This window comes from Agrobacterium sp. MS2 (genome assembly GCF_003261015.1).
Classification (GTDB): Bacteria; Pseudomonadota; Alphaproteobacteria; order Rhizobiales; family Rhizobiaceae; genus Agrobacterium; species Agrobacterium pusense.
On sequence record NZ_QLNF01000086.1, the window covers coordinates 595,469 to 621,048 of the forward strand.

The 25,580-nt window shown below is 58.1% G+C and carries 26 protein-coding genes and 1 pseudogene; 16 read left to right on the forward strand and 11 right to left on the reverse strand.

All coding sequences use genetic code 11. The annotated features are described in order from the left end of the window. The first annotated feature begins 77 nt into the window (after nucleotides 1-77). Complete coding sequence (locus tag DOU54_RS25660) at nucleotides 78-734, forward strand: nucleotidyltransferase family protein (RefSeq protein WP_113732048.1); 657 nt, start codon at nucleotides 78-80, stop codon at nucleotides 732-734. Nucleotides 735-805: 71 nt separating this feature from the next. Here the strand turns inward: DOU54_RS25660 and DOU54_RS25665 are convergent, their stop codons facing one another. Further along, nucleotides 806-1,732, reverse strand: a complete 927-nt coding sequence (locus DOU54_RS25665; RefSeq protein WP_113732049.1) for a LysR family transcriptional regulator — start codon at nucleotides 1,730-1,732, stop codon at nucleotides 806-808. Nucleotides 1,733-1,888: 156 nt separating this feature from the next. On the opposite strand from DOU54_RS25665, the gene DOU54_RS25670 reads away from it, so the two are divergent. The 6 genes and pseudogenes from DOU54_RS25670 (at nucleotide 1,889) to DOU54_RS25700 (ending at nucleotide 8,796) form a co-directional block, all read left to right on the forward strand. After that, nucleotides 1,889-2,881, forward strand: coding sequence for an MBL fold metallo-hydrolase (locus tag DOU54_RS25670; protein ID WP_113732108.1), 993 nt, complete (start codon nucleotides 1,889-1,891; stop codon nucleotides 2,879-2,881). A gap of 30 nt (nucleotides 2,882-2,911) precedes the next feature. Next, nucleotides 2,912-3,700: pseudogene (locus tag DOU54_RS25675) on the forward strand (aldo/keto reductase); the annotation flags it as partial. Nucleotides 3,701-3,746: 46 nt separating this feature from the next. Beyond that, the gene (locus DOU54_RS25680; protein WP_286079965.1) at nucleotides 3,747-4,601 is read left to right on the forward strand and encodes a bifunctional aspartate transaminase/aspartate 4-decarboxylase; all 855 of its coding nucleotides are present in this window, start codon (nucleotides 3,747-3,749) and stop codon (nucleotides 4,599-4,601) included. A 418-nt stretch (nucleotides 4,602-5,019) separates the two neighbouring features. Next, nucleotides 5,020-6,117, forward strand: a complete 1,098-nt coding sequence (gene dinB, locus DOU54_RS25685; RefSeq protein WP_072493353.1) for a DNA polymerase IV — start codon at nucleotides 5,020-5,022, stop codon at nucleotides 6,115-6,117. Between the two features lie 350 nt (nucleotides 6,118-6,467). Further along, the gene (locus DOU54_RS25695) at nucleotides 6,468-7,457 is read left to right on the forward strand and encodes a phosphotransferase enzyme family protein (protein WP_004445964.1); all 990 of its coding nucleotides are present in this window, start codon (nucleotides 6,468-6,470) and stop codon (nucleotides 7,455-7,457) included. 10 nt (nucleotides 7,458-7,467) lie between these two features. Beyond that, nucleotides 7,468-8,796 carry an aspartate aminotransferase family protein gene (locus DOU54_RS25700; RefSeq protein WP_072493355.1) on the forward strand — a complete coding sequence of 443 codons (1,329 nt, stop codon included), beginning with the start codon at nucleotides 7,468-7,470 and terminating at the stop codon, nucleotides 8,794-8,796. 58 nt (nucleotides 8,797-8,854) lie between these two features. Here DOU54_RS25700 and fabG read toward each other — a convergent pair whose 3' ends face one another. Continuing rightward, on the reverse strand, nucleotides 8,855-9,628 hold the full coding sequence (gene fabG, locus DOU54_RS25705) for a 3-oxoacyl-ACP reductase FabG (RefSeq protein ID WP_004445966.1): 774 nt from the start codon (nucleotides 9,626-9,628) through the stop codon (nucleotides 8,855-8,857). Between the two features lie 305 nt (nucleotides 9,629-9,933). Here fabG and DOU54_RS25710 point away from each other — a divergent pair, with 305 nt between their 5' ends. From DOU54_RS25710 to DOU54_RS25740, 7 genes are all read left to right on the forward strand, one after another. Continuing rightward, nucleotides 9,934-11,073, forward strand: coding sequence for an ABC transporter substrate-binding protein (locus DOU54_RS25710; RefSeq protein ID WP_072493357.1), 1,140 nt, complete (start codon nucleotides 9,934-9,936; stop codon nucleotides 11,071-11,073). Between the two features lie 29 nt (nucleotides 11,074-11,102). Further along, nucleotides 11,103-12,233 carry an ABC transporter ATP-binding protein gene (locus DOU54_RS25715; protein ID WP_080823315.1) on the forward strand — a complete coding sequence of 377 codons (1,131 nt, stop codon included), beginning with the start codon at nucleotides 11,103-11,105 and terminating at the stop codon, nucleotides 12,231-12,233. Between the two features lies 1 nt (nucleotide 12,234). Then, nucleotides 12,235-13,131: an ABC transporter permease gene (locus DOU54_RS25720; protein WP_113732050.1), complete on the forward strand. Its 897-nt coding sequence runs from the start codon at nucleotides 12,235-12,237 to the stop codon at nucleotides 13,129-13,131. A gap of 3 nt (nucleotides 13,132-13,134) precedes the next feature. Further along, nucleotides 13,135-13,941: an ABC transporter permease gene (locus DOU54_RS25725; protein ID WP_004445974.1), complete on the forward strand. Its 807-nt coding sequence runs from the start codon at nucleotides 13,135-13,137 to the stop codon at nucleotides 13,939-13,941. 10 nt (nucleotides 13,942-13,951) lie between these two features. Further along, nucleotides 13,952-14,704: a cysteine hydrolase family protein gene (locus DOU54_RS25730; protein ID WP_113732051.1), complete on the forward strand. Its 753-nt coding sequence runs from the start codon at nucleotides 13,952-13,954 to the stop codon at nucleotides 14,702-14,704. Between the two features lie 141 nt (nucleotides 14,705-14,845). Continuing rightward, nucleotides 14,846-15,607, forward strand: coding sequence for a DeoR/GlpR family DNA-binding transcription regulator (locus DOU54_RS25735; protein ID WP_004445980.1), 762 nt, complete (start codon nucleotides 14,846-14,848; stop codon nucleotides 15,605-15,607). A 26-nt stretch (nucleotides 15,608-15,633) separates the two neighbouring features. Then, nucleotides 15,634-16,755 carry a DmpA family aminopeptidase gene (locus DOU54_RS25740; protein ID WP_113732052.1) on the forward strand — a complete coding sequence of 374 codons (1,122 nt, stop codon included), beginning with the start codon at nucleotides 15,634-15,636 and terminating at the stop codon, nucleotides 16,753-16,755. A 77-nt stretch (nucleotides 16,756-16,832) separates the two neighbouring features. On the opposite strand, the gene DOU54_RS27765 is transcribed toward DOU54_RS25740, so the two are convergent. From DOU54_RS27765 to coxB, 3 genes are read right to left on the reverse strand one after another with little or no spacing between them, the layout of a single operon-like run. After that, a complete protein-coding gene (locus tag DOU54_RS27765; RefSeq protein ID WP_072493361.1) occupies nucleotides 16,833-17,156 on the reverse strand; it encodes a hypothetical protein in 324 nt (107 codons plus the stop codon). A gap of 1 nt (nucleotide 17,157) precedes the next feature. After that, nucleotides 17,158-19,656 carry a cytochrome c oxidase subunit I gene (ctaD, locus tag DOU54_RS25750; RefSeq protein ID WP_072493362.1) on the reverse strand — a complete coding sequence of 833 codons (2,499 nt, stop codon included), beginning with the start codon at nucleotides 19,654-19,656 and terminating at the stop codon, nucleotides 17,158-17,160. Continuing rightward, entirely contained in the window at nucleotides 19,656-20,324 is a 669-nt protein-coding gene (gene coxB, locus DOU54_RS25755) for a cytochrome c oxidase subunit II (protein ID WP_072493363.1), read from the reverse strand. The genes ctaD and coxB overlap by 1 nt, the downstream gene beginning before the upstream one ends. Before the next feature lie 51 nt (nucleotides 20,325-20,375). On the opposite strand from coxB, the gene DOU54_RS25760 reads away from it, so the two are divergent. Continuing rightward, nucleotides 20,376-20,873, forward strand: coding sequence for a DUF2231 domain-containing protein (locus tag DOU54_RS25760; protein ID WP_072493364.1), 498 nt, complete (start codon nucleotides 20,376-20,378; stop codon nucleotides 20,871-20,873). Here the strand turns inward: DOU54_RS25760 and DOU54_RS25765 are convergent. Next, a complete protein-coding gene (locus DOU54_RS25765) occupies nucleotides 20,851-21,351 on the reverse strand; it encodes a CopD family protein (protein WP_072493455.1) in 501 nt (166 codons plus the stop codon). The genes DOU54_RS25760 and DOU54_RS25765 overlap by 23 nt on opposite strands. Next, nucleotides 21,348-22,097, reverse strand: a complete 750-nt coding sequence (locus DOU54_RS25770) for a cytochrome c oxidase assembly protein (RefSeq protein ID WP_072493365.1) — start codon at nucleotides 22,095-22,097, stop codon at nucleotides 21,348-21,350. Before DOU54_RS25770 ends, DOU54_RS25765 begins: the two co-directional genes overlap by 4 nt. A gap of 165 nt (nucleotides 22,098-22,262) precedes the next feature. Here DOU54_RS25770 and DOU54_RS25775 point away from each other — a divergent pair, with 165 nt between their 5' ends. Next, nucleotides 22,263-22,526, forward strand: coding sequence for a hypothetical protein (locus DOU54_RS25775; RefSeq protein WP_004445997.1), 264 nt, complete (start codon nucleotides 22,263-22,265; stop codon nucleotides 22,524-22,526). 24 nt (nucleotides 22,527-22,550) lie between these two features. Here DOU54_RS25775 and DOU54_RS25780 read toward each other — a convergent pair whose 3' ends face one another. Genes DOU54_RS25780 through DOU54_RS25795 form a run of 4 tightly spaced genes read right to left on the reverse strand, consistent with a single transcriptional unit; the run spans nucleotide 22,551 to nucleotide 25,576 of the window. After that, nucleotides 22,551-23,888: an MATE family efflux transporter gene (locus DOU54_RS25780; RefSeq protein WP_072493366.1), complete on the reverse strand. Its 1,338-nt coding sequence runs from the start codon at nucleotides 23,886-23,888 to the stop codon at nucleotides 22,551-22,553. Next, nucleotides 23,889-24,467 carry a peroxidase-related enzyme gene (locus DOU54_RS25785; protein WP_004445999.1) on the reverse strand — a complete coding sequence of 193 codons (579 nt, stop codon included), beginning with the start codon at nucleotides 24,465-24,467 and terminating at the stop codon, nucleotides 23,889-23,891. It lies immediately after the preceding gene. Nucleotide 24,468: 1 nt separating this feature from the next. Continuing rightward, on the reverse strand, nucleotides 24,469-24,975 hold the full coding sequence (locus DOU54_RS25790; RefSeq protein ID WP_072493367.1) for a CMD domain-containing protein: 507 nt from the start codon (nucleotides 24,973-24,975) through the stop codon (nucleotides 24,469-24,471). Nucleotides 24,976-24,982: 7 nt separating this feature from the next. Beyond that, nucleotides 24,983-25,576, reverse strand: a complete 594-nt coding sequence (locus tag DOU54_RS25795) for a 2-hydroxychromene-2-carboxylate isomerase (protein WP_022563159.1) — start codon at nucleotides 25,574-25,576, stop codon at nucleotides 24,983-24,985. Nucleotides 25,577-25,580 lie beyond the last annotated feature (4 nt).

The window sequence follows — 25,580 nt, forward strand, 5'->3', positions numbered from 1 at the left end:
CCATACGATATTGCAGGTTCCAGCAGCGCCTCGTCACAGAGGCTCATGGAAAGCCCGCAAACCATGGGAGGAAAACTGTGTCTAACAGAGACGACAATGAGCCGCCGCCCAAAGAACGCCCTGTCGGACCCCGTGTTTTCGTTATCCTGCTCGCCGCAGGGCGTTCCAGTCGCATGGGAGAGACAGGTGCATCCAAGTTGCTTGCGGAATTTGACGGCGTTGCTCTCATACGACGTTCTACGCAGGTTGCGCTCGGTTCGACTGCCGACAGTGTGGTCGTGGTAACGGGGCACCGCCGGCTTGAAATCGAAGCTTCGCTTGATGGCCTGGAAGTCGAGTGTCTCGAAAACCCGCTATACGGCCGCGGCATGGCGACCTCGATTGCGGCGGGGGTCTCACACTGCCATGCTCGGGGAGCGGATGCAGTTCTGGTCCAGCTTGCCGACATGCCGGGCTTGGCAAGCGGCGATCTCGATCGGCTTATTGCGGCTTTTCGAACGACCGATGGTGAAGCGGTTGTACGTGCGACGGGAAACGGGAAGCCGGGGAATCCCGTAATACTTCCTAAATCGCTGTTTGAGGCCGTCACCCACCTCGAAGGCGATGTTGGGGCTCGTCGGATCATAGAAACATCCGGCCTACCCATCATTTATGTGGAGATCGGAGAAGGTGCGTTGCTCGACGTAGACACGCCCTATGCGATACACGCCGCGGGCGGAACGCTGAAAGGTTAGTCCCAGCGCCATCGTCGGTCACCGTAGCAAGACCCGTCGCTCGTTGTTCATCAGTGCAATGTCAGGGACCCTTACGAAGCCCTGTAGATTGACGATCTCGCCCTCTCCCATTTATAGTTCTTCATATAGTCGAGGAACGCACGCATGGCCGCGCTCGGAAGGCGGCGGCTGGGATAATACAGGAACCAGTGCGGCAGGGTCGGGCTCCAGTCGGGGAGTAACTCCACCAGTCGACCATCCTGAAGGTACGGCTTGGCGTAGTCATCAAAGACATGGGCGATACCTCTTCCCGCAAGTGCTGCCTGTAGTTCATTGTGCGCCGAACTGACCTTCAGGCGGCCGGTTGGGGTGACTTCAATTTCCTCGTCGCCCTCGGCAAATCGCCAGGTGACCAGCGTGCCGCCGGGAAAGCGGCGTTTGACACAGTCATGACTGACAAGTTCGTGCGGCGTCTGTGGTTGCCCGCACCTCTCGATGTAATCAGGAGAAGCAACGATTGCATAACGAAGTGCAGGACCAAGCGGCAGAGCGATCATATCCTGCGCCAGTTGCTTGCCGAACCTGACACCGGCATCGAAACCCTGTTCCACGATGTCTATGACGGCCGCGCCGCTGATAATTTCGATCTTCACCTCGCGGTATACCTCCATAAAATCGAAGACCAGTGGGCAGAGGAAGTGATCGACTGCAGGCGGAGGCGCGTTGATCCTGAGGGTCCCCGACGGGCTATCGCGTAATTCATCGACCTCTGCGATGGCGAGCCTGATGTCGCTCAACGCAGGCGCAAGACGCTCGAGAAGACGCTGCCCTGCCTCGGTCGGAGACACGCTCCTCGTTGTTCGATTAAGAAGCCGGATGCCCAGAGCTTCCTCCAGAGCATTCATCGTTTGGCTCAAGGCCGATGAAGAAACCCCCCGTTCAAATGCCGCGGCGCGGAAGCCGCCGCAGCGCACGATGGCGACAAACTCGTCGAAGCTGTCTAGCCGAACAGGGTCCATTGCTAAGTTTTTCTAATCAAGTTGATAAAGTTAATGCAGGTTATCAGATCAATGGCGCCATGTCATGGTTCCCTGAGTTAAGGCCTGCGCTCTGGTGCACCTCTGCCCATTGAGGGGCAAACCGAGGCAGTGCGCTCAATGAAAGAGGAAAGAAAGATGAACGCCTTCACTCTGAACAGACGTGCCATCATGCTGTCCGCGGTTGCAGGCGCGTCAAGCATGATCCTCCCAAGCCTGGGCGGCCCGGGCAAGGCCCGCGCCCAGCCAGCTTCAGCGGCGGCCGGCAATGCCGGTTATTATCGCTTTCGGGTGGGAGAGATCAGCGCAACCGTCTTGAGCGATGGAGTGATTGGTGGTCCGCCACGCATTTACGCCAGTGATGCCCCGGAGGCCGAGCTTCAGGATGTGCTGCGAAAGGCATTTCAGCCGACCGACCACATGACACTCAATCTCAACACGCTGCTGATCGAAACCGGTGGCCGGCGGATTCTGATCGAAGCCGGCGCTGGCAAGACCATGGGTCCGAACGGTGGCCGCATCTTCGATAACCTCGCGGCAATCGGTCTCGATGCCGCTGACATTGATGTGATCGTTATCTCGCATACCCACCCGGATCATGTCGGCAACTTAAGAACTGCAGACGGTGGCAAGGCCTTCCCTCGTGCCACAGTCTTTGTCCCGAGGGCGGATTGGGACTTCTTTGTCCGCACCGATCCGGACCTATCCTACATGCCTGTCCCGGAGGATTTCCGGACACGATTTGCGGCAAACATCAAGAACAGCCTCGAACCCTTCAGGAACGATGTTGAACTATATGAGGCCGGCGCCGAGATTGCGCCGGGTCTGGCGACGATCGTCGCGTCTGGCCACACACCCGGCATGGCGACCTTCCTCGTTCATTCCGGAAATGACCAGCTGCTGCTGACGGCAGACCTTGCCTATCACCCTGTCGTCAACGTCGACAGGCCTTGGTTGCCAGGCCCCGACCGCGATAAGGAAACAGCCCTTTCCTCCCGTCGTCGCATATTTGACAGGGCGGCCGCCGAGCGTATGCCGGTTCTTGGCTTTCATTATCCTTTCCCCGGTCTTGGCCGGATGCTGAAGACCGATGGCGGCTATGCCTGGGTCCCCGCCAACTGGCAGTCTTGACGTCAACAACAATCGAGCAGGAAATCTCCCATGGATCAGTCAAAGATCAATCGTCGCGGCTTTCTCGGCACGGTGAGTGCGGCGGCAACCGGACTTGCACTCGCCAGCAGCACTACCGCGCAGGCTCAAGGCACGAACGTGTCGTCGGCCGCATCTGCCTCGAACCCGGAGGTGCTGACCCGGACCTTGCCTCGCACCGGGGAACGGGTCACAGCCCTCGGTCTCGGCACCTTTCTGACATTTGATCTAAAGCCCGGGGATCGCCGCGATGCCCTGCGACAGGTCTTTGAGCGATACGTCGCTGCAGGCGGTCGCGTGGTCGACACATCGCCTCTCTACGGCTCGGCGGAGGTCAGCGTCGGTCAGTTCATGGGCGAATTTGAGGGATCGGATGAGATGTTCCTCGCCAACAAGGTCTGGTCGACAGGAGAATATCTCGGAGACGAAAGCCATGCCGTTGAAAGCTTCCGGCAGTCACGCATGCGGACATGGCGTGACACGATCAACCTGATGCAATGCCACAGCATCACCAATGCGCCGGTCGTTATTCCGCTGATGAAGGCATGGAAGAAGGAAGGTCTTATACGGCATGTCGGCGTGACCCATCACGAGTCGGCGGCACAGGACCAGCTGCTGGCGATTGTTCAACGCGACGATGTCGATTTCATTCAGACGAACTACTCGATCTTCAATCGCGATGCGGAGCGACGCCTCCTTCCAGCCGCCGCCGACAAGGGCGTTGGCGTCCTCATTAATCTACCGCTGGAAAAGGCACGTTTGATGAAGGTCGTCGAGGGGCAACCGCTTCCCTGGCTGGCAGTATCCGGACTCCGAACTCGAAAAGCTTAAAGACCCCTCGATCAAGATCTTTTTCTGCATCAACCCAAGCAACCCTCCATCGGTAAAGCTCGATCAACGGAGCCTGGAAAAGATCGCCGACATCGTCGACAATCATCGGCCAGACTTGATGATATTAACCGACGACGTCTACGGGACTTTCGCGGACGACTTCAAATCGCTGTTCTCCGTCTGCCCAAAAAACACGATCCTGGTCTACTCTTACTCGAAATACTTCGGAGCTACGGGTTGGCGGCTGGGAACCATCGCATTAAGACGGGACAACGTGATCGATCAAGCGATCAGGAACTTGCCGGAGGAAGACAAAGCGTCGCTCGACAGGCGGTATTCATCGATTGTCACAGACGTTTCCACATTGAGGTTTATCGACCGCTTGGTTGCTGACAGCCGTACCGTGGCGCTCAATCACACCGCAGGGCTCTCAACGCCTCAGCAGGTCCAAACGGTGCTGTTTTCGTTATTCGCGCTTATGGACGAAAACGACAACTACAAGAAAACACTGAAGCGACTTATCCGGCGTAGACAGGCAGCCCTGTATGCTGAGCTCGGCCTGGATACTCCTGACGACGAAAATTCGGTCGATTATTATACCTTGCTGGATCTTGAGAAGATTTCCCGCCGGCTTTTTGGCGACGAGTTCGCAGCATGGGTCAGACACGAATTTTCGCCGAACGAGTTGCTGTTCAGAATTGCCGATGAGACCGGAATCGTTTTGCTGCCGGGACGCGGCTTTGGAACCCAGCACCCTTCTGGTCGGGCGTCGCTTGCCAATCTCAACGAGTACGAGTACGCGGCGATTGGCCGATCGCTCCGTAAGATGGCTGACGAGTACTACGCGAAATTCCAGCAAACGCATCGATAACGCGCTTCCTGCCATCGTCCAGATGGCGGGACGCCTCTGTCGCCGACCACCCTGATGATCAAGAGAGTGTAAGAGTGCTCTCGCGGATCCTCATCGTGGACAACGGCTATGTCGTGCCAATCGTGATCATGAACAGGTTCATCGGCACGCCGCCAAACTAAATCTTAACCTCACAGCATGGACACGCCATAAGGAGAGTGAATTGCACGGTATACGATCCTCGCAAATTTGTCCGCGCCTCCTGGGATGCCACCCTGACCGATTTCGGCAATGTATGGGTTCTGAAACCCGTCGTAACCAGACGACGTCGCTTCCGTTCCGGCAACACCATTATGAGCCGAACTGCGAATGGTGACTTGGATGTCACATCGCAAGCTGTTATGTTCTTGTTTCGTTTCTATCCGCGAACTTGGTTGCAATGGACCTCACCACCGCCTCAGCCGTCAGGAAAATCATCCATGTCGACATGGATGCCTTCTACGCTTCGGTTGAGCAGCGCGACAATCCTGAACTGCGCGGCAAACCCCTCGCTGTTGGCGGAGCGGCTGCCCGTGGCGTCGTTGCAGCAGCAAGTTACGAGGCACGGGAATTTGGGGTGCGCTCGGCAATGCCGTCGGTCACGGCGGCTCGAAAATGCCCTGATTTGATCTTCGTGAAACCACGATTTGAAGTCTACCGCGCCGTCTCCCAGCAGATACGCGAGATTTTTGCGGAATATACGCCGCTCATCGAACCTCTGTCGCTCGACGAGGCCTATCTCGACGTCACCGAAAATCTCAAGGATATGCCAATTGCCACTGAAATCGCTCTGGAAATCCGCGCCCGGATCAAGGCGGTGACCGGGCTGAACGCTTCGGCCGGCATCTCCTATAACAAGTTCCTGGCCAAAATGGCGTCCGATCTGAACAAGCCGAACGGTCAGGCGGTGATTACGCCGAAGAACGGTCCGGCCTTTGTCGAACAGCTCGCAGTCAAGAAATTCCATGGCGTCGGCCCGGCTACGGCGGAAAAGATGCACCGGCTTGGTATCGAGACCGGAGCGGATCTGAAAGCAAAATCCTTGCCTTTTCTGGTTGAGCATTTCGGGAAGTCCGGTCCGTATTTCTATGGCATTGCCCGGGGCATCGATGAGCGGCAGGTCAGACCGGACCGCGTGCGTAAGTCGGTCGGCGCGGAAGATACATTTACCGCGGACATCGATGACCTCGAGCTCGCAACCAGGGAACTCCGGCCACTTGCGGAAAAGGTTTGGTCCTATTGCGAGGCCAAGGGTTTCAGCGGCAAGACGGTGACCGTGAAAATCAAATATTCCGACTTCACCCAGGCGACGCGGAGCAGGACAAATGCCATCCCCTATTCGAACGCCGAAGACATTCTAGACGCGGCCAATACCCTGCTGGCCGGTGTCTATCCATTCAGACGGCCGGTCCGGCTCCTTGGGGTAACGCTGTCGTCGCTCACCAATGACAAAGAGGCTGAATACGAGGACCAATCGCAGCTGGGCCTGGGTTTTTGATCAGAAGAATGTGCTTCGGGGCCTGAGTTGATTTAGGCGACGTGCGCGTCAGCTGGGTCGGCTTGATCGCGTCGCTGCCTCCGCAGGCAAAGCGAGGAAAGAGCAGTATCCGAGAAGCGGCGACCTTGATCGATCGCCCCCGGAGCGCCGAGGCGGCCGCTGATGGCGACCGGACGCCGGGCGGTCGTCACCACGCCACTGATGTTCATCAGCCTTCCGATGATGTCGCGAACGTCGCGACGAGCAGCCGCTTTGAACATCCAAAAACATCAATGGGTTTGGATTAAATGTTGCAATTCCAACATTAATATTGTTGGATTTGCCAATCATGATCAAAACGGGCGCGATAAATGTTGTATCATACAGATTTTCTTTCCAGGTTGGGACAAGGCCTCAAGGACCTCTCACCAGTATGGGGCGTCTCGCCGGATGCAACCCTGACGCTCCTGACGATTTCCGAGAACGCGACCTTCCGTATCGCTGATGAGACCACTGGAAGCGATCTGATCGTGCGTGTGCATCGCCCTGACTACCATACCCAAGCAGAGATACTGTCCGAGCTCGCATGGATTGATGCGCTACGGCAAGATGGGGTGGTTGTTACGCCGCGGCCAGTCACGGCAAACGACGGCAGCCTCCTTCAAGTCTTCTCGGACGGCGAAACAATGCGCCATGCCGTCGCCTTCGAATATATGGCGGGCAAGGAGCCAGATGCTGAGTCCGACCTTGTCCACTGGTACAGGACACTCGGTGAAATCAATGCGAAACTGCACGCCCACAGCCGCAGATGGACGCGACCGGAGAACTTCGTCCGCAAGACATGGAGCTTCAACCGAATTCTGGGGGACGGTGCCTATTGGGGTGACTGGCGTGACGCCCTCGGACTGACGCTCGGCGGCAAGTCCGTTTTAGAGAGAACGCACAAGCTGCTCGAAGCCCAGACCTCCGCCTACGGCTATGGTGAGGACCGCTTCGGCCTCGTTCATTGCGACATGCGCGCCGCCAACCTTCTGGTCGATAATGGCAGACTGGGAGTGATCGATTTCGATGATTGCGGTCTGTCCTGGTACGCCTACGATTTTGCAGCCTCGATCAGCTTCATGGAACATGAGCCTTTCATCCCCGACCTCAAAGCCGCCTGGCTCGAAGGCTATCGGCGCGTCACCGCTCTCGATGAGCAACATGAGGCGGCCCTGCCGATGTTCATCATGCTTCGCCGCATGCAACTCACCGCGTGGATCGCTTCCCATGCTGAAACGCCGACGGCCCAATCCATGGGCACAGGCTATACCGATGGTACCGTGGCGCTCGCGGAGCGCTATCTGGCCGAACACCGTTGAGGAGAGCCCGATGAGCGTCGCCACCAAGGAAATTTTAGATCTCAACCGTTTTGATGCGAGCCGTGCCGAGGGCTTCCCGGCTGAACTTACGCAGCGCGTCGCCAAGCGCCAGGCAACTTTTGGAGCGTCATCCGTGCTCTTTTACGAGCAGCCGATCGAGATGGTCCGTGCACAGGGCGCCTACCTGTATGACGCCGGCGGACGCAGATATCTCGACGTCTACAACAATGTACCGTCGGTCGGCCACTGCCATCCACGGGTGGTCGAGGCCGTTGCGCGCCAGATTGGCGAACTCAACATCCACACGCGCTACCTCAGCCGCGTCGTCGAGTCCTACAGCGAAGAGCTTCTGTCAAAATTCCCGGCGGCGCTCAGCAATGTGGTTCTGACCTGCACCGGCAGCGAAAGCAATGACCTCGCCATGCGCATCGCCCGCATCGGAACAGGCGCCGAAGGTTTCGTCGTCACCGAAGCAGCTTATCACGGAAATACTGCGCTGGTGACCGAGATTTCCCCCTCGTCCCTGCGCAAGCGCAAGCCCGCACCCTTTGTGGCGGTCATTCCGGCGCCGTCGCCCCGTGACGGCATGAGCGTTGCTGCAAGCTTTGCCGCATCTGTGGAACAGGCGATTAACGAACTCAAATCGCGCGGCATCAAGTTCGCCGCCTTGATCGTTGATACAATCTTCTCAAGCGACGGTATCTACGCCGATCCTGCCGGCTTTCTCAGGGAGGCGACAGATGTGGTGCACCGTGCCGGCGGCCTGTTGATCGCCGATGAGGTCCAGCCGGGTTTTGGCCGGACGGGAGGCAGTCTTTGGGGCTTCGAGCGCCACGGCGTGACGCCCGATATCGTCACGATGGGCAAGCCAATGGGGAACGGTTTCCCGATGGGTGGCGTCGTAACGCGACCTGACTTACTCCAGAGATTTTGCGAGGAAACCGGATACTTCAATACTTTCGGCGGCAATCCCGTGGCGGCCGCCGCTGGCCATGCCGTACTCAGGGTGATCGAGGAAGAAAATCTGATCGAACGTTCGGCCGCTGTCGGTGGTCATTTCCAGCAATCGCTCCAGGCTTTACAAACCCGACATCCGGTCATCGGCGGCGTGCGGGGGGCCGGCCTCTTTATCGGCCTCGATTTTGTCGACCCCGCCACGGGGGAGCCGGACACGGCGTTCGCAACGACAGTGATCAATAAATTAAAACAAAACGGTATCCTGATCGGGGCAGCAGGCAAGTATGGCGCAACGCTGAAGATCCGCCCGCCACTGTGTTTTTCGAATGAGGATGCCGATCTTTTTTCGGCTGCGCTGGACAGCATCCTGAACGCGCGTTGAGCCGCCTGAAATCTTTCAGGTACACCGGGCGACGATGTCGCCCGGACTTCTTCCGGTTTCAGCCCATCGCGTCGAGCGCTCCGAGCGATTCCGGAAGGGTTTGGCCGCCATCGACAACAATTGACTGACCGGTGATGTAGGCAGCCTCTTCAGATGCGAAGAACAGAGCGGCGTTCGCAATATCCGCCGGCGCGCCAAGACGACGCAACGGAACAGAGGCCGCCATCGCGGCGATATAGTCTGGGCCGTTGTCCTCAAGCCCCTCGGTCATGATATTGCCCGGCATGACCGCATTGATCGTGATGTTCTTCGGCGCCAGTTCGATCGCAGCCGTGCGCATGAAACCGAGCTGGCCCGCCTTGCTCGCCCCATAATGCGACCAGCCGGGATATCCAGTGATCGGGCCGGTAATTGATGAGGTTATGATGATACGGCCTGAGCCAGCCTTCGTCATTGCTGGCAAAACGGCGGAAACACTGAAAAAGGTGCTTTTAAGATTGGTCGAAATCACCTGGTCGAAGTCGGCTGCCGTCATTTCGCCCAGCTTAGCCGCCGGAAAGATGCCGGCATTGGCGCAGAGGATCGCGACGCCGCCATAGCGGGTTATGGCTGCATCGACCATCGCCCTGCAGCCCTCCTCTGTACTCACATCCGCGGCAAATCCCGAGCCATTGGCTCCGATTTCGGACGCCACCCTGTCGGCATCGACCTGGCTGCGCGAGACAACGAGGACGTTCAGGCCGGCCTCCCCGAAACGCAATGCTATGCCCTTGCCAATCCCCCGGCTTGCGCCGGTGACAATGACCGTTTTCCCTTGCAGTGACTTCAACATGTTCCACTCACTTTTTTGTTGCAATTTCCACAAATTCACGTGCCGCTACTGCTTTAATTTGAGGCGTCAGATTAAAACATCGGCACACTACCGGCGCTGCCTGCACAAAACAAATGCACAGTAATATTAGGCGTTTAGCACTCCGTTTTTGCAGAAGTCACGTTCGCCTCCGGGTGCTACCGCTCCAATCACGCTCCGCACCATGAAGCAGAAAATAGATGTTGTAAATCACACATTTTTACGACAAGATTCCAACATAAGCGATCCACGAGCCACGGAAGCGGCCAAGAAAAAGGGGAACAATTATGATGAAAATCTCCAGACGCAACATGATGCAGATGATGGGTGCGGCCGCTTTTACCGGCCCAATGGCAAGCGCGACCCGCGCTTTTGCGGGTCGCGAAAAAGAGCTCAATATCCTGTGCTGGGAAGGCTACAATTCCGCACAGGTCCTGGATCCCTTCCGATCCAGCCAGTCAGCGACCGTTAAGGCTGAAAGCCTGACCAACGACCCGACCATGATCAACCGCCTGCGCGCGGGCGAGACCAAAATCTGGGACCTGATCAACGTCAACAATCCCTGGGCCCGAAAGGTGATGGGGCCGGCCGGGCTGATAAAGCCGCTGCCGCGCGCCGAGTTCGAGCCCTATTTCGAGACCATGCTCCCCAACTTCAAGGCGCCTTATCGCTGGGCAATGAGCGACGACAGCAAGGACCTGCTCGGCATGGCGCAGCGCTTCGGGCCCTACAGCTTTGTTGTCAACACCGACAAAGTCAGCAAAGCAACGGCGGAGGAACAGGGCTGGGACCTGTTCAACGACGCCTCGATCACCGGCAAGTACGGCATACAGGAATCCGACGACTGGAACGTCTTCAACATCTTCCTCATCGCCGGAATTGACCCCTTCAGGGAGCACACGGAGGAGGAGTTCAAGGCCTTTGCCGAAACCGCAGAAAAAGTTTTCAAGGGCGCCAAGATGGTCGGGGACATGGCGTCACTCAATCAGGCTCTCGTCTCGGGCGAGATCGACCTTTATATGACCGGTGGCACTTATTCCGTCTCTCCGGCGCGTGCAGACGGCTATGCGAACTTGCGCGCCATTACGCCACTCAAGGGCCCGATGGATGGCAAGGGCGGTATTTCCTGGATCGAGATCACCTCGACGGTCAACAATCCCGAACTTTCGCCACTCGCCCTGGAATTTCTGAAATACGTCCAGGATCCGCACGTCGCCCACACCGTCGCCTTTGCTGAAGGCACATTCAACCCGGTCAGCCAGATGGGCAACCCGAAGTGCTACGAACTCTTCACCAAGGACGAGATGGAAGCCATCCAATGGGACAGCCTCGAGGAGGATATGGCGCGCTCGGCGCAATACGACATCGTGCCTGACTATGACAAGGCACTGGAACTGATGACCGCCGCCAGGCGCCTGCGCGGCTGAGCAAAGCCTGTCCCGACGGAGAACAGAACATGAGCCTTGCGATGATCTCGCCCACCCTATCCGACGTCTTGCCGAAAATCGAGGATCCGATCCATCCAACGCCGAAACCGGTGCTGCAACTTGTCGACGTTCGAAAGATTTTCGGCGATTTTGCCGCGGTAGATGGCATAAGTGTCGATATCAGAGAAGGCGAATTCGTCACCATTGTCGGACCCTCCGGGTCCGGCAAGACCACACTTCTGCGCATGCTGGCCGGCATGGAGTCACCATCAGAAGGCTATATCACGCTGCGCGGCGAAACGATCAATAACGTGCCGTCCGACAGGCGTCCGACATGTCTCGTCTTCCAGTCGCTTGCGCTTTTCCCGCACAAGAGCGTCGGCGAGAACATCGAGTTCCCGCTGAAGGTCCGCAAAATGCCGGCCGCAGAACGCAAAGCGCGCGCTCTCGAACTCATGCGCATGGTGCGCCTGCCGGAGAGTTACTACTCCAAGAACGTGATGCGCTGCTCGGGTGGTGAAAAACAGCGCGTGGCGCTCGCCCGCGCGTTTGCTTATGACCCCGACGTCTTGTTTTTCGACGAACCGCTATCGGCGCTCGACTACAAACTGAAGAAAGTTCTGGAAAAGGAGCTCAAGGACCTGCACCGCGAAAGCGGGAAGACCTTTGTCTACATTACCCATTCGCTCGAGGAAGCCATGGTCATGTCTGATCGCGTCGGGGTAATGAGTCGTGGCCGCCTCGTTCAGATTGGCACACCTGAGGAAATCTACACTAAGCCGGCAACGCGCTTCGTCGCGGAATTTTTTGGTGAGGTGAACAGTTTTGAAGTCAGGCGCGGCCACCAAGGCGTCTGGACGCTCGCCGACGCCAGGCCGATAACCATTGCCCCGGTTGCAGCATCCATTGGTGACACGGCAACCGTAATCGTCCGGCCCGAAACAATGCGCTTCGTCATCGGCTCGTCGAGCGCCGACAACCTGATCTCCGGCACGATCTACAACGAATACTCTCTCGGCTCGCGCATGCAGTATCAGATTCATTCCGGCGACCGGATCTATCTGGTCGAGGCCGCACGCGCCGCCGCGACCGGCATCACGTCGGGCGACACGGTCACTATCGGCTGGGATGCCCGCGACGCGATCGTGGTGGGAGACTGATATGGTAACCATGACCCATGCTGAAGCGGCCGGTGAAAAAAGGCATTTTCCGTCTATCCCTGCAGGATTGCGCGCGGCCGCTCCTGTCACGATCCTGCTGCTGCTTGGCTTTCTGGCACCGCTTCTTACGGTAGCTGCCTATGCCTTCGCCACGCCCAAGAGCTTCGACGTGTTTCGCTCTTTTACCCTCGCCAACTTCACGGTGATCCTTAATCCTTCCAATACCGTTTGGATGTCGTTTGCCTGGTCGATCGCCTATGCCTTTGCGACAGTCATATTGCTTGCGATGATCGCCTATCCCATCGCCTACGGTCTCAATCGCATGTTCGGCAAATGGTCTGGCCTGGTCGGCGTGCTGTTCGTCTTTCCGCTGTTCGTCTCGGAAAACGTACGCCTCTACGGTTGGGTGCTGTTCTTTATCAAGAACGGGGTGCTCGACGGCGGCCTGAAGTGGCTCGGCTTCTCGGGCGGACCCGAGATACTTTACACACCCGGCGCCATCCTCTTCGGCATGACATATGTCTATCTGCCTTTCATGCTGTTCCCGATGTCGCTTGGCATTGCCATGATCCCCCGGGACCTTGTCGATGCGGCCCGCGACCTTGGGGCTAACAGGCTGACGATCTGGCGCGAGATCGAGCTCCCACTCGCCATGCCCGGTATCCTGATCGGCATGTTGCTCACCTTCGTGCTCGGCGCCGGCGCGATCGCCGAATCCAAGATTCTCGGCGGCCAGTCGGTCATTACCATCGCGCAGGATATCGAGGTTGCTTTCACGTATGCACAGAACTGGCCGCTTGGCTCGGCGCTCGCCCTCCTGCTCGTCGCGATCATCAGCGGGCTTGCCCTCTACGTTCTGTCCAAGCTCGATCTCGACCGCATTCTGGGAAAGAAGTGAGACATGGAAACCCGCTCGCAAATCCGCGCCCGAGCCTTCGTCAAGGTCTGGACATCCTTTGTCGTCCTTGCCGTTTACCTTCCTATCCTCTGCGGAGCGATGGCCGGCCTGTCCAGGGGACGCTATTTCGGCTTCCCGATTAACGCCTTTTCGACCGAATGGTGGGGCAAGACCCTTGGCTCGCTCGAGATTCAGGCTCTCGTGCAGAACTCCCTCCTGATCGCTTTCATCGTCACGCTTGTCTCCGTGATATTCGCCTTCTTCGGCGCGCTCGCCTTCGCCCGCTACGACTGGAAGGGGCGCAAGCTTTTCCAGAAGGCGATCCTTCTGCCAGTCTTCTTTCCGCAGCCGGTGCTGGGGCTCGCTCTCCTCCTGTGGTTCAACGCGCTTGGCATCAACCCGAGCTGGCAGACGGCCGTTATTGCGCATCTCGTCTGGATCGTTCCGGTGGTGACGCTCGTCATTGCCATCCAGGTCTATTCCTTTGATCCAACACTGGAAGAGGCTGCGCGTGACCTCGGAGCCGGCCGCTGGTTCATTCTGCGCGAGGTGACCCTGCCGATCCTGTGGCCGGGTATCTGGTCCGGCGCGCTCTTCGCGTTCCTGCTTTCCTGGGGCAATTTTCCGTTGTCGCTTTATACAGCCGGCGTCGACTCTACGATCCCGAAATGGCTCTATTCGAAGATGGTCGCCGGGTATTCGCCAATGGTGCCGGCGCTCGGCACGATGAGCACTGTATCGGCTGCCATATTGTTGCTGGCTGGCGGTCTCGCCATCATGCTGGTCCGCCGTCGTCAGGCGGATACATGAGGACGCCTCGATGAACTGGAAAACCGACCGCCGTTCCTTCTACTATCAGGGCGCTCCGGAACCCGACGATCCGACGCTTGAAAAGGGCAAGGTGGCGCTTCTCGTCATCGACATGCAGAACACGTATCTCGATCGCCCAGCTCCCGACACGCTCTCTGGTGATCATCTTGTCCGCTATCACGCTTGGACGCCGTTTCACGAGCGCATGCATGACACCGTCATCCCCAATACCCGGCGTCTCTTGGAACGGTTTCGCGCACTCGGCCTCGACGTGTTTTTCGCGCGAATTGCTTGCCTGCGCACCGATGGCCGGGATCGTTCGCTCAGCCAGAAGAAGCCGGGATGGAACAATCTTTTGCTTCCGAAGGATGAGCAAGCTTCGCAGATACTTTCGCAGGTTGCCCCCCAGGACGGCGAGATCGTTGTCACCAAGACCACAGACAGTGCGCTGACGGGCACGAATCTCAGGCTTTTGCTGACCAATATGGGCATCACCCACGTTGTTTGCTCCGGCATTTTTACCGACCAGTGTGTATCTTCCACCGTCCGCAGCCTCGCTGACGAGAGCTTCGACGTCATCGTCGTCGATGACGCGTGCGCAGCAGGCTCCATGGAACTCCACGTCAGTGAACTGACCAGACTGCACATGATCTATGCCAACGTGATGACCACGGAAGAGTTGATCGGCTATCTGCCGCAGCCAAAGCATGAAACAATCGGGGACGAAAGTCGCCCCGGGCTTGTTCGCCCAGAGTGTTCCTGACACAACTTGGTCGATGAAAGCACTCGAAGCCCTTTATGCCGACAAGAATTCCTCCGTCTCTGCTGCAGTTGAACACGGCGCACTGAGCTGTTCCTCACGCGGCCGAGTTTTGCGCTGGAAAGCCATTGGGAGTGAGGCGCGATGAAAAAACCAAAAAGCGTGCGCCAGTCGCGCATCCTGACTGAACTTAACCAGGCACCGAGCCTGCGCGTTGCTGAACTTGCCCGGCGCCTAGACGTCTCGACAGAGACAATCCGGCGCGATCTGGACGAGATGACCGAACAAGGTCTGCTCAATCGCACTTATGGTGGCGCCGTGCGCTCGCTTTCCACCGAGCCTTCGGTGACCGAGCGCCATGCGCTCTTTGTCGGCGAGCGCGAAAGGATCGCCAAGGCGGCCGTCCAGATACTTAAAGGGGCTCAGGTGCTTATGATCGGCTCGGGCTCGACGACAGTGCACACCGCGCGGCGCGTAGCAGTCGAGATGAAGAACATCACTGTACTCACTCATTCCTTTGGTGTGGCGACCGTGCTTGCCATCAACCCGACAATCAAGGTGGTCATGCTGCCCGGCGACTATCACGCCACCGAGGGCGCGACGGTCGGTGCTTATGCGGTGTCATTCCTCAATTCCTTCTATGCCGATTTCGCCATTCTTGGCGCAAGCGGTCTGGGTCCAGACGGCCCCTCGGACGCCCTCTTGGAGTGTGGCGCGGTTTACAGCGCGATGGTCTCGCGCGCAGCGCGCACCGTCGTGGTCGCCGATCATTCCAAGCACGACCGCCTCTTCCCCGCGCGCTATGCCGCTTGGCGGGACATCACGCACGTCGTTACCGATAAGGCGCTGGGCGAAGATTTGACAGAAAGCCTGGACAACAACGACGTGAAACTGACCATTTGTTGAAAGCTGCCTGAAAATCGGAGGGACCAATGATCAGCGAGACGACCTCAGCAGGCAAAAAACGCGCGCGTGACTTCGGTATTGCCTTCGACGGCACGCCCGGCCCACTCAACGCCATCACCGACATCGCCGGTATCCATGTCGGCTTTTCGACGATCCGTGAAGAGATACCCCGCCCCGGTCGCAAGTTGCCGGTGCGTACCGGCGTGACGGCGATACTGCCGCACGCCGCAGCGGGCGAACCAGTACCGGTATTCGCTGGCATTCATCGTTTCAATGGCAATGGTGAGATGACGGGATCTCACTGGATCGAGGACGGGGGCTACTTTGTCGGGCCTGTCCTGATTACCAACACGCACAGCGTAGGTATCGCCCATCAAAGCGCCGTGCGATGGATGATTGACCGATTTGCATCGACCTACGAGGGAGACACCCACCTGTGGATCATGCCCGTGGTGGCAGAAACCTATGACGGCATGCTCAATGACATCAACGGCCAACACGTCGCGGTCGAGCACGTCCTGGAGGCATTGAACGCTGCCAGAAGCGGTCCGGTCGCTGAGGGCAATGTCGGCGGCGGCACGGGCATGATTGCTTACGGTTTCAAGGGCGGCACCGGTACGGCGTCGCGACTGATCGCCATTGACGACAAGGAGTTCACCGTCGCGGCGCTGGTGCAGGCCAATCACGGCCAGCGGGACTGGCTGACAATTGGCGGTCTACCCGTTGGCAAACTGCTGCAACAAGAAAACCCGGGGCTGTCCGAACGAGGCTCGATCATCGTTGTGATTGCCACGGACCTGCCACTTGCGCCGCACCAGCTGCGGAAGCTGGCGCGGCGCGGCGCGATAGGCATCGGCCGCAACGGCACAGTCGGCGGCAATAGTTCCGGCGACATTTTTCTCGCTTTTTCGACGGCCAATCCACACCCGATGCGCCATAAGGCCGGACCGTTGTTGAGCATCGACATGGTCAATGACGATGTGCTTGATCCGGTCTATCAGGCAGTGGTGCAGAGCGTGGAAGAGGCGGTGATCAATGCGATGGTCGCCGCGGAAACAACTGGTGGCACACCCCACGATCGATACCGCATCGAGGCAATAGACGCCAACGCGGTTGCCAGACTTCTGGCTCAGCGTTCACCCCGCTGATCCCATCGCGCCGCTTCCGTCCCGCCCGCTGGAAGCGCAGATGCAGCTCTGAACATGCGGCGACGGATGTTATCGCCTTAACACAGGCTAAGCCAAAACACGCCGGGAAAAACCAAAGCGGTGGAAGCAAACGCCGCGAGCGCTGCCGCATGAGAGATTACCGAAAGGATATCGCTCCCCGACTTTTGATTGCTCCGCAATTTCCTCATCCACAGCACAAGCAGGAAAAGCGATAAGCCGAACAGAGCAAGCAGTACGGATCGAAGGATCGAAACACCGGCCCAGGAGCGCGTATCCCACCCCCAGGCACAGCCGACGAATTGCACGGCATATAATGTGAGAAAGCACAGGGCCCAGGTGATGAAGGGCCCAGCAAGACTGAAGCCTGTTCGGTAGCGCATCTCAGCCTCCCTCCGTTAATGACCGTAGTGTCTGCAGGAAAAGAAACGATATGCCTGTCGCGAAAAGCAAGTGAACATGCCAGAGGGTGCCTATGCGAAGGTCGTTTCGGCGACGGTCCGAGACGTAGCCATTCGACAGACGCCAACACCCGAATGCCACAAGGATCAGGCCGACAAATCCGTGCAAAAGGAGATAAACGTTGACCGCAGTCGAAACGCCGTGGATTGCATGGCTTACCGCCGTGTATTCCGCCCGCAGCACCATTGCACCACAGACGATCGCCGCCACGTAGGCAATCGTGCTGATGATCGACATCGTCACAGCCGCTCTCAGATGTCTCGCCAGTGCGCCAAAGATGGCGGCTACAGCGGCGCTCAACGGGAAAACCGTCTGCAGTGATATCGACTGCGGCCAGACGATCTTTTCGCCACCAGCGGAAATCCAGAGGAAAAGCCCGCCGAAAAGCAATGAGGAAAAAAGCGTCGTGTCCGCAATCAGGGCAAGTTTCACCGCCATGACGGACGGAGCATCGGCGCATTCGTAATGAAGCGGAAAACGTTCTTCTCCACGCGCGACGACGGGTCCGCGTTCCTGTCTGGCATCATCGTTCGGCGTCCACGCCAGGAAGAGCAAAGCAATAATGACGAGAGCGAAAACCGCCACCGGATACGCCTTGAGAAGCAATGCGATGAAAAAGGCGGCCGTGGACATGGCAGTCAGCAAAGGAAGAAAGCTTGGCCCTGGCAACACGACGATCTGCAGCGGCGCACCGGTTACGGCATCCGTCCCCATGGTCTCCATTTTCCTGGATCTCACAAAGCCGAGGTACCCTTTACCCGCGGCGAGCGTCGCCGCGATCCGGTTGATCGGAAGGCTGTCCGCTCTAGCAGTCACTTCCGGCTGTGACGCAAAGGCATAGGCCGCTGGCGGGGTCGGCATGGCCCATTCAAGGGTACCGGCATCCCACGGATTGCGCCTGAAAGCGCGCCCGTAGCGAAACAGCAGCGCGAAGTCCAGCACCACCAGCATGAAGCCCGCGGCCATTATGAAGCTGCCAATTGAGGAGAGAAGATTGAGCCACTCCCAGGGGGAAGCCTCTGGATAGGAAAAAACACGCCTCGGCATGCCGAGCAGCCCGGTCAGGTGCATCATGAAGAATGTGAGATTGAAGCCGATGAAGATCATCCAGAACGCGGCCCTGGAAAGGTGCTGGACGGGCTGGCGCCCGCTGATATGCGGCACCCAGTAATAAAGCCCGGCGAGCATGGGAAAGAGAAATCCCCCGACCAGGACATAATGAAGATGCGCCACCACAAAATGTGTATCATGCGCCTGCTGATCGAAGGGTACCATGGCCAGCATGACGCCGGTCAGGCCGCCGATGACGAACACGCAGAAAAACCCGAGGATGTGGAGCATGGGAACGCTCATCGTCGGCTTGCCGCTTGCGATGGTTCCAAGCCAGGCGAATATCTGGATCGCTGTCGGGATGGTGACAAGCGCGCTCGCGGCAGAAAAAAACGACAGCGCCACATGGGGGATGCCCACCGTGTACATGTGGTGCACCCACAGTCCGAAGGACAGGAAAGCCATGGCGATCAACGCCGCAACGATGATGTTGTAACCAATCAGGCGCGTTCGTGCCAGAACGGGAATAATTGTCGACAGGGCTCCGGCCGCCGGCAGAAAGATGATGTAGACCTCGGGGTGGCCGAACAGCCAAAAGAGGTGTTGCCACAGAAGCGGGCTACCGCCGCGTTGCGGGTCGAAAAACGGGATATCGAAGGCCCGTTCAGCCTCCAGCAATATCGAACCGAGGATCAGCGGCGGAAAACCGATCAGCATCATCGCGGCGACAACGAGCATGTACCAGGCGAAGACCGGCATCCTGTCGAGGGACATGCCGGGTGCACGCAACCTCAGGATCGTCACGATGATTTCGATCGCCGCGCTGATAGCGGAAATCTCCACGAAGGTAATGCCAAGAAGCCAGATGTCGGCATTGATCCCGGGACTGTATTGCGATGACGACAGCGGCGTGTACATGAACCAGCCCCCCGCAGGCGCAGCCCCGCCAATAAGGGCGAAAATCAGCATTCCGCCGCCGAAGAGGTAACACCAGTAGCCATAGGCGGACAGGCGGGGAAAAGCGAGGTCCCTGGCGCCGATGAGCTTCGGCAGGACGTAGATCGAAAGTCCTTCAAAAAAAGGAATTGCGAACAGAAACATCATGATCGTGCCGTGCATCGTGAAGACCTGCGCATATTGCTCGGCATCCATGAAGGCGTTTGATGACGTGGCCAGTTGTGTCCGGATGAGCATGCCCAGGAACCCGCCGATGGCGAAGAAAGCAAGCGCGGTCACCATGAAGCGTTTGCCTATGACGGTGTGGTTGACCGCTGCGAGACGCCGAAATCCGGTGCCCGAACTCCAGACCTCATTGAGTTCCCGGTGAAGCCTTAATGACGAGTGTTTCTTCGGTGTGCGCACATCATTCATCAGCGTTGTCCCAAACCCCCGATCACCTTTGAAAACTCGCTCTCCGTGTGAGCAACAACGCGGAAACTCATGCCGGCATGGCCGGTACCGCAATATTCCGCGCAGATGCCGCCGAAAGTGCCGGCCTGATCCGCCCTGAGGGCAATCTTGTTGGAAAGTCCGGGAATGGCGTCGATCTTTCCGCCAAGCCTTGGAACCCAGAAGCTGTGAATGACATCGTCACTTGTGACCTCTACAATGACATCACGGCCCACCGGCATATGCATCACGTCGGAAATGCGGACTTCTCCGGTCGGTGTTTCGTAAGCAAACTCCCATTTCCACATGCGTGAAACCGCATATATGCGAAGCGGATCGCTCCCGGACTGTGGCAGGAGGGATTCTCCTTGCATGAATGAAAAAGCCACCAGGGCCGTCAGGATCGGTATGGGGAACCCGATGCCGCCGCCGATCAGCCAATGGTGCGTTTTCACCCGAGCAAGGGAGGCCGGGCTGAAAAAGACCACCGCCAGCAGAACGGCAATCAGCATGAAGATTGCGCAGGCGCCGCCCAACATTACCCACCACAGCAGCGCGACCTTGCGACTGGCCGGGCCTGCCGGCGCCAGTGTCGAGAGGTCACCGGAGCAAGCGGAAACCAGCAAAAGCAGAGGAATGAGCGCTATCAAACGGAACCCCGCGCTTCTCCCGCAGGTTAGCGCTCGAAAAGGAAACGTCAGATGGAAAAAAGCGACACACCCAACCCGGTCATCTCCAAGGTGGAGGAGAAGACGACGGACTCCGCAATCGCCGTTGCCGGCCATCCACTGCACGCAATGACCGTTCATTTCCCTATTGCCCTTGTCATCACGACATTGGCTTGCGACCTCCTTTATTGGTGGTCCGCAGACGAGTTCTGGGTTCGCGCCGGAGTCTGGGCATCGGGAGGCGCTTTTTTCAGCGGCGTCGCAGCCGGCATCATCGGCACGGCGGAACTGCTTCTTGTCGCGGGAATTCGCGCCCGGGTTGCCAGCTGGGCGCATGGTGTGGCCGCAATAGCGCTGATCTCCGTGGCAGGCGCCAATTGGGGAGGGAGGACATTCGGCATGATCGAGATTTTGCCGCATGGGCTCGGCCTGTCCCTCCTTGCTTCGGTCCTTACTGCGCTCGCGGGCTGGCACGGCGGAAAGCTGATATTCGATCACGGCATCGGCCTCATGGTGTCTCCCAAGGAATGAGGGGGGCGATGTTACGCTTTAGTGCCCCAGGCTCATGGAACCAGTCAGGCAGCAGTGCGGGTATCTCCGGTTTTGCGAGCGCCAGATAGACGATGCCAACGGCTATGATGCTGGTGAACGCCGTGACGACAATGAAACGCCACACAGGATAGATCTCGCCGTCGTTAAAGAGACGGAGAATGACCAAGCCCGTAAGCACGTGTAGAAACACGAGAATAGCCACAAGGGCGAGCTTTGCGCTGAACCATGATAAATACGTGGATTGCAGGAAAATAAGCGTGGTTCCGGACGCGACTGCGAAAAAAGCGGCTGGCGACAATACCTTTACATAGGAAAACCGCACGATCTTTTGCAGGCGGAAACGATCGTCATCCTTTTGGACATGCGCACGTTGCACGTAGAGACCGGGAAGACTGATAAGGCCTGCGATCCAGACAGAGATCGCTAAAAAATGGACAAACTTGAAGAGCGCGATCATTGCACCCCCCGCCATGCAGTCATCTGCAGCATGGTCCGGATGGAGGAAAGCGCAACGACGAGATAGGGGACAAGACCGAATGTCCACATGATCAGGCCCGAAAGCTGCTGATCTTCGAGCGCTGTCATCCCATAAGACTCGGTCGTGAGCAGATGCTCTGCAAAAAGCGGATAAGGAGCAAATGTAAGGATGGCTGCGAGGAAGCCCATCTGCGCCATCGTTGCAAGTGCGAGCGCAATTCTCCTTCCCGGTCCGGCAGAGACGAGCATCGTCCTCCATAGCCAGACAGCGGTTACAATCAAGGCGAGCTGCATGCCCCAGTAAGCAAGGGAGTTTGAAAGCGCGAATGAATAACCCGGCGGCAGATGCCAGGCCCAATAGACGATGGTATGCGCGAGAAACGGAATTTCCGGCAGGACTGGGAGCCGCCAGGGTAAGCGCGGCAGGCGTCCTTCAAGGTTTAGCGCAAGCAATGGCGCAAGGACGGCAATCAATATGAAATGATGGAAAACCCGTGCGGAGAAAAGGGCCGTCGTCAGCGCACAAAGCGGCGATACGAACGCAACGACAAGAATGCAGATTATGGCGGAACGCTGCAAGAAGGGCCCCTGTCGGGTCGCTGTCCCAAACAGCAGAACGGTTGCGAGCGCTATCATCGCGATGAGAACCGGATCGAGGTTCCATGCATATGCAAGGTCGGTGAAATCAGGTGCTGGTCCGCAGTACGGAACAGTTGTTTCGCTCAAAGTCTCGAGCCCCCATGTCAATTCTACCCCTCACCCAACTCCGCTTGCGGAGATGCGTTCCCCTCTTTGCTCACGATCGGGACAACAACCCGTGATCAATGTGAAGGAACGATGAGGCACGCCCGTGGTTCACCATCAGGCCGGGACGCGAGGAAGGAGGAAACAATGCCAATCGTTACGGGACTTTTTGAAGACGAAGAAGGCGCCAAGCGCGCCGTCCAATATCTCGAGAACATCGGCGTGGATCGCCGCATCATTAAGGTCAAAACCTACGATCAGGGATCGGAGGAAAACGCCGGCCATACCCCTGAAAATATTGACAAAGGCGGAATTGAGCAGGGCTTGATTGTCCGCGCCGACGTCTCACATAAGCATCTGGTGAGGGCGTCGGAAGCCTTCCTCAATCTGGCAAGGAAGAAACAGCCGTGATGGGGAACTCATTTTGTCCCATCTTTACCGGAACGTCGCCGCCGCAAGTTTCGGAAGCATGAACCGGAAGGCGATGCTGCGGGCGCCCTGAAACAAGAGAAGCGAAATCCACAGGCCGTCATTGCCGTAAAGGGGCTGCAGGACCGCCCAGGCGGCGAAATAGATGATCAGGGATGCCACCATGAGGTTGCGCATTTGCCGAGACCAGGTGGACCCGATATAGACGCCGTCCATCTGAAACGCGATGATGCCGACAACAGGCAAGACCACCACGTAAATCAGGTAGGTATCGGCCAGTCTCGCAACAGCGTCGGAGGGCGCCGTCAGCGCAATCACCCAATCCCCGGCAGCCAGGAAGGCCAGGGAAACCAGCGCTGCGAAAATCAGGCCCCAGAATGTCGTCAGCTTGATCGTGCGGTCAAAGGCCGGCCGATAACGTGCACCGACAGCGCGGCCGGCAAGCTGTTCCGCCGCCGTAGCGACACCGTCAAGGAAGGCGACCCCGAAGAAATAAAAACGCAGCAGAATGGTGTTGGCGGCAAGCACGTCGATCCCGAGGAAGCCGCTCTGGCGTGTGAAGAAGGACAGGCCGATCAGCAATGCGAACGAGCGGATCATCATGTCGCCGTTGACCGCAAAGGATCGTCTGATCGCCGGTATATCAGGAAGCCGCCAGGAGGAGCGATCGGTCTTGGCCAGGATCAAAGCTGCGCCTGCCACAGCGGTCACGGCTTCTGCAACCAAAGTGGCGATAGCAACACCTTCCACTCCCCAGCCGAGCCCTATGACCCAATGAACGCTGAGGGCGGCATTCAGGCCATTCAGCAGCGTCTGGAGGATCATGCTCCACATGGCCTCACCGCGACCAATGAGCCAGCCGAAGGCGACAAAATTGAAGAGAACGAAGGGGGCCGACCAGATTCGCCAGTGGAAATAGGTAGAGGCGGCTTCAGCGACAATCCCTTCTGCGCCCATGACGCTCATGCCAAGCGCACCGATCGGGCCCTGGAGCAGCAGCAACAACAGACCGGCCACCAGTGCGATGATAAGGCCGCTCAGCAACATCCGCTGTTCACCTACCCGGTCGCCGGCACCCATTGCCTGTGCCGTAAAGCCGGTGGTGGCGCCGCGCAGGAAATTGAAGGTCACGAAGATAACGTCGAAGATCACGGAGGCCAGCGCCACCCCGCCCACCAGCGCCTCGTTTCGCATATGCGCGATGACGCCCGTCGCCACAAGACCCACAAGCGGGGTCGACAGATAGGCGATCATCATTGGTATCGCGATTTTGAGGACATCGCGATGCGCGACGCCGAACGGGCGGACAGCTGCCTCGGTCCCCGTGATTGCCGTTGCCTTCACTTATTCTTTCCGATGTGGTTCACCCAACGTATGCATCAGCCGGTTCGCCCAGCCGAAGATGGCGATGGAATGGATGAGGTCGAGAATTTCAAGATCATCCAGACCGATTTCCCGCAAGTGATAAAATTGGTAGACCCCCACATTGTCTGGATGGGCGGTCAGATCGACACCGAAATTGAACAGCGCCTGCTCGAAATCAGGAAGGTCCGCATCCAGCCCGTTCTTGTATATTTCGTCCACGACCTCGGGCCGTTTCTCCAGCTGGATATAGCGGTTGGCGTGAACAGCGGCGCAGTAAATGCAGTGATTGACGAAGGATGCCGCCAGCGCACCGATCTCGCGCCCACCGCGTGACAATCCGCCTTCACTATACATGATATCGTTGAAGAGCGGGGTGCGCTCGTTCAGCGCCTCCGCCTCGTTAGCGAGTACGAGGACATAGGCCGATACCTTGGTATTGGAAGGGGTGACCTTCAGGGCCGACAATTGCTCGGGGGTCGCGTTTGCAAGGTCCACAGGCTGGACGTAAGGATGCCAGTCAAGCGCATCGAGGGTGAATTCATGGACGGGCTGTGACATATTAATTGTCCCTCATCATCTTGAGGCCGGCAACGACCAGCACCTGATAATTCACATAGGCAATCAGGCCGGCGAGCGTGACGATATCGCGGTCGTCGAGACCAACGGCATAGAGTTTCTCAATGTTTTCCCGGGTCGCGTTCTTCGGCGTAAGGGTCACGAGATCGACGTGGTTCAGGATGGCTTGCAGGCGGGAATCCGCGTGCTGAAGGACCGATGACGGATCGGCGACTGATGCGTGGTCGGAGCCTCCCTCCTCCTCGGCAAGCCGCTCGATGTAGTGCGCATGGAGTTCTTTCGCCTTCCACAATGCGGACATACGCGCGGCAAGTGCCGCCCGCAGGGCGTAGGAAAAGTTGCGTGGCTCTGCCGGCCGCAAAGCCGCAAGATAGCTGGTCTGCGTCAGGTGTTTGAGCTTAGAGCGCCGCTCGCGGAGTTTCAACAGATCGGAGCTGGCATCAAGGCCGAGGACGCGGTCGATCACGTCTTCTGGAGGTGTAGCTGTCATTGTTTTTTCAATCCTCGGAAAGAGCGTCATCCAGAAAGGTCAGGCGGTCCTGCCCCCAATAGAGCGTGTCGCGGTAAATCCAGGTGGGGGTTCCAAAGACACCACGCGCCTGCGCTTCGGCGTGGCTGTCATGCCAGGCCGCCATGATCTCGGGCGTGTCTTCGAGCGCACGCAGCGCACGACCATCAAGACCCAGGCCGTTTGCCACGGCGATGCGAACGTCCGGATCGGTCACGTCCTGCTCCTCCGCCCACAGTGCCCGCAGAAGCGCATGACTGAGTTCCAGTGCAGGCAAACCCTGTCTGTCGGCCGCAATCACCATGCGCGCGGAAAACTCGTTGTTGGTGGGATAATATCTGGGCTTCAGCACCAACGGCATACCCAGACGTTTGCGCCAGCGCTCCAGTTCGACGGCGTGGTAGTCCTGCCGCGGCTGCGGTCTGGAACGAAGTGGAACACCACCGTTTTCGGTGACGATGCGGGTAGGGCGGACGACGACATCGAGATCGTGCTTTTCAATCAGCGCCTTGAACTGTGGCCAGCCCAGATAGGCCCAGGGCGAACTGAGCGCATGGTAATAATAAACGGTTTTTCTGCTCATCGCC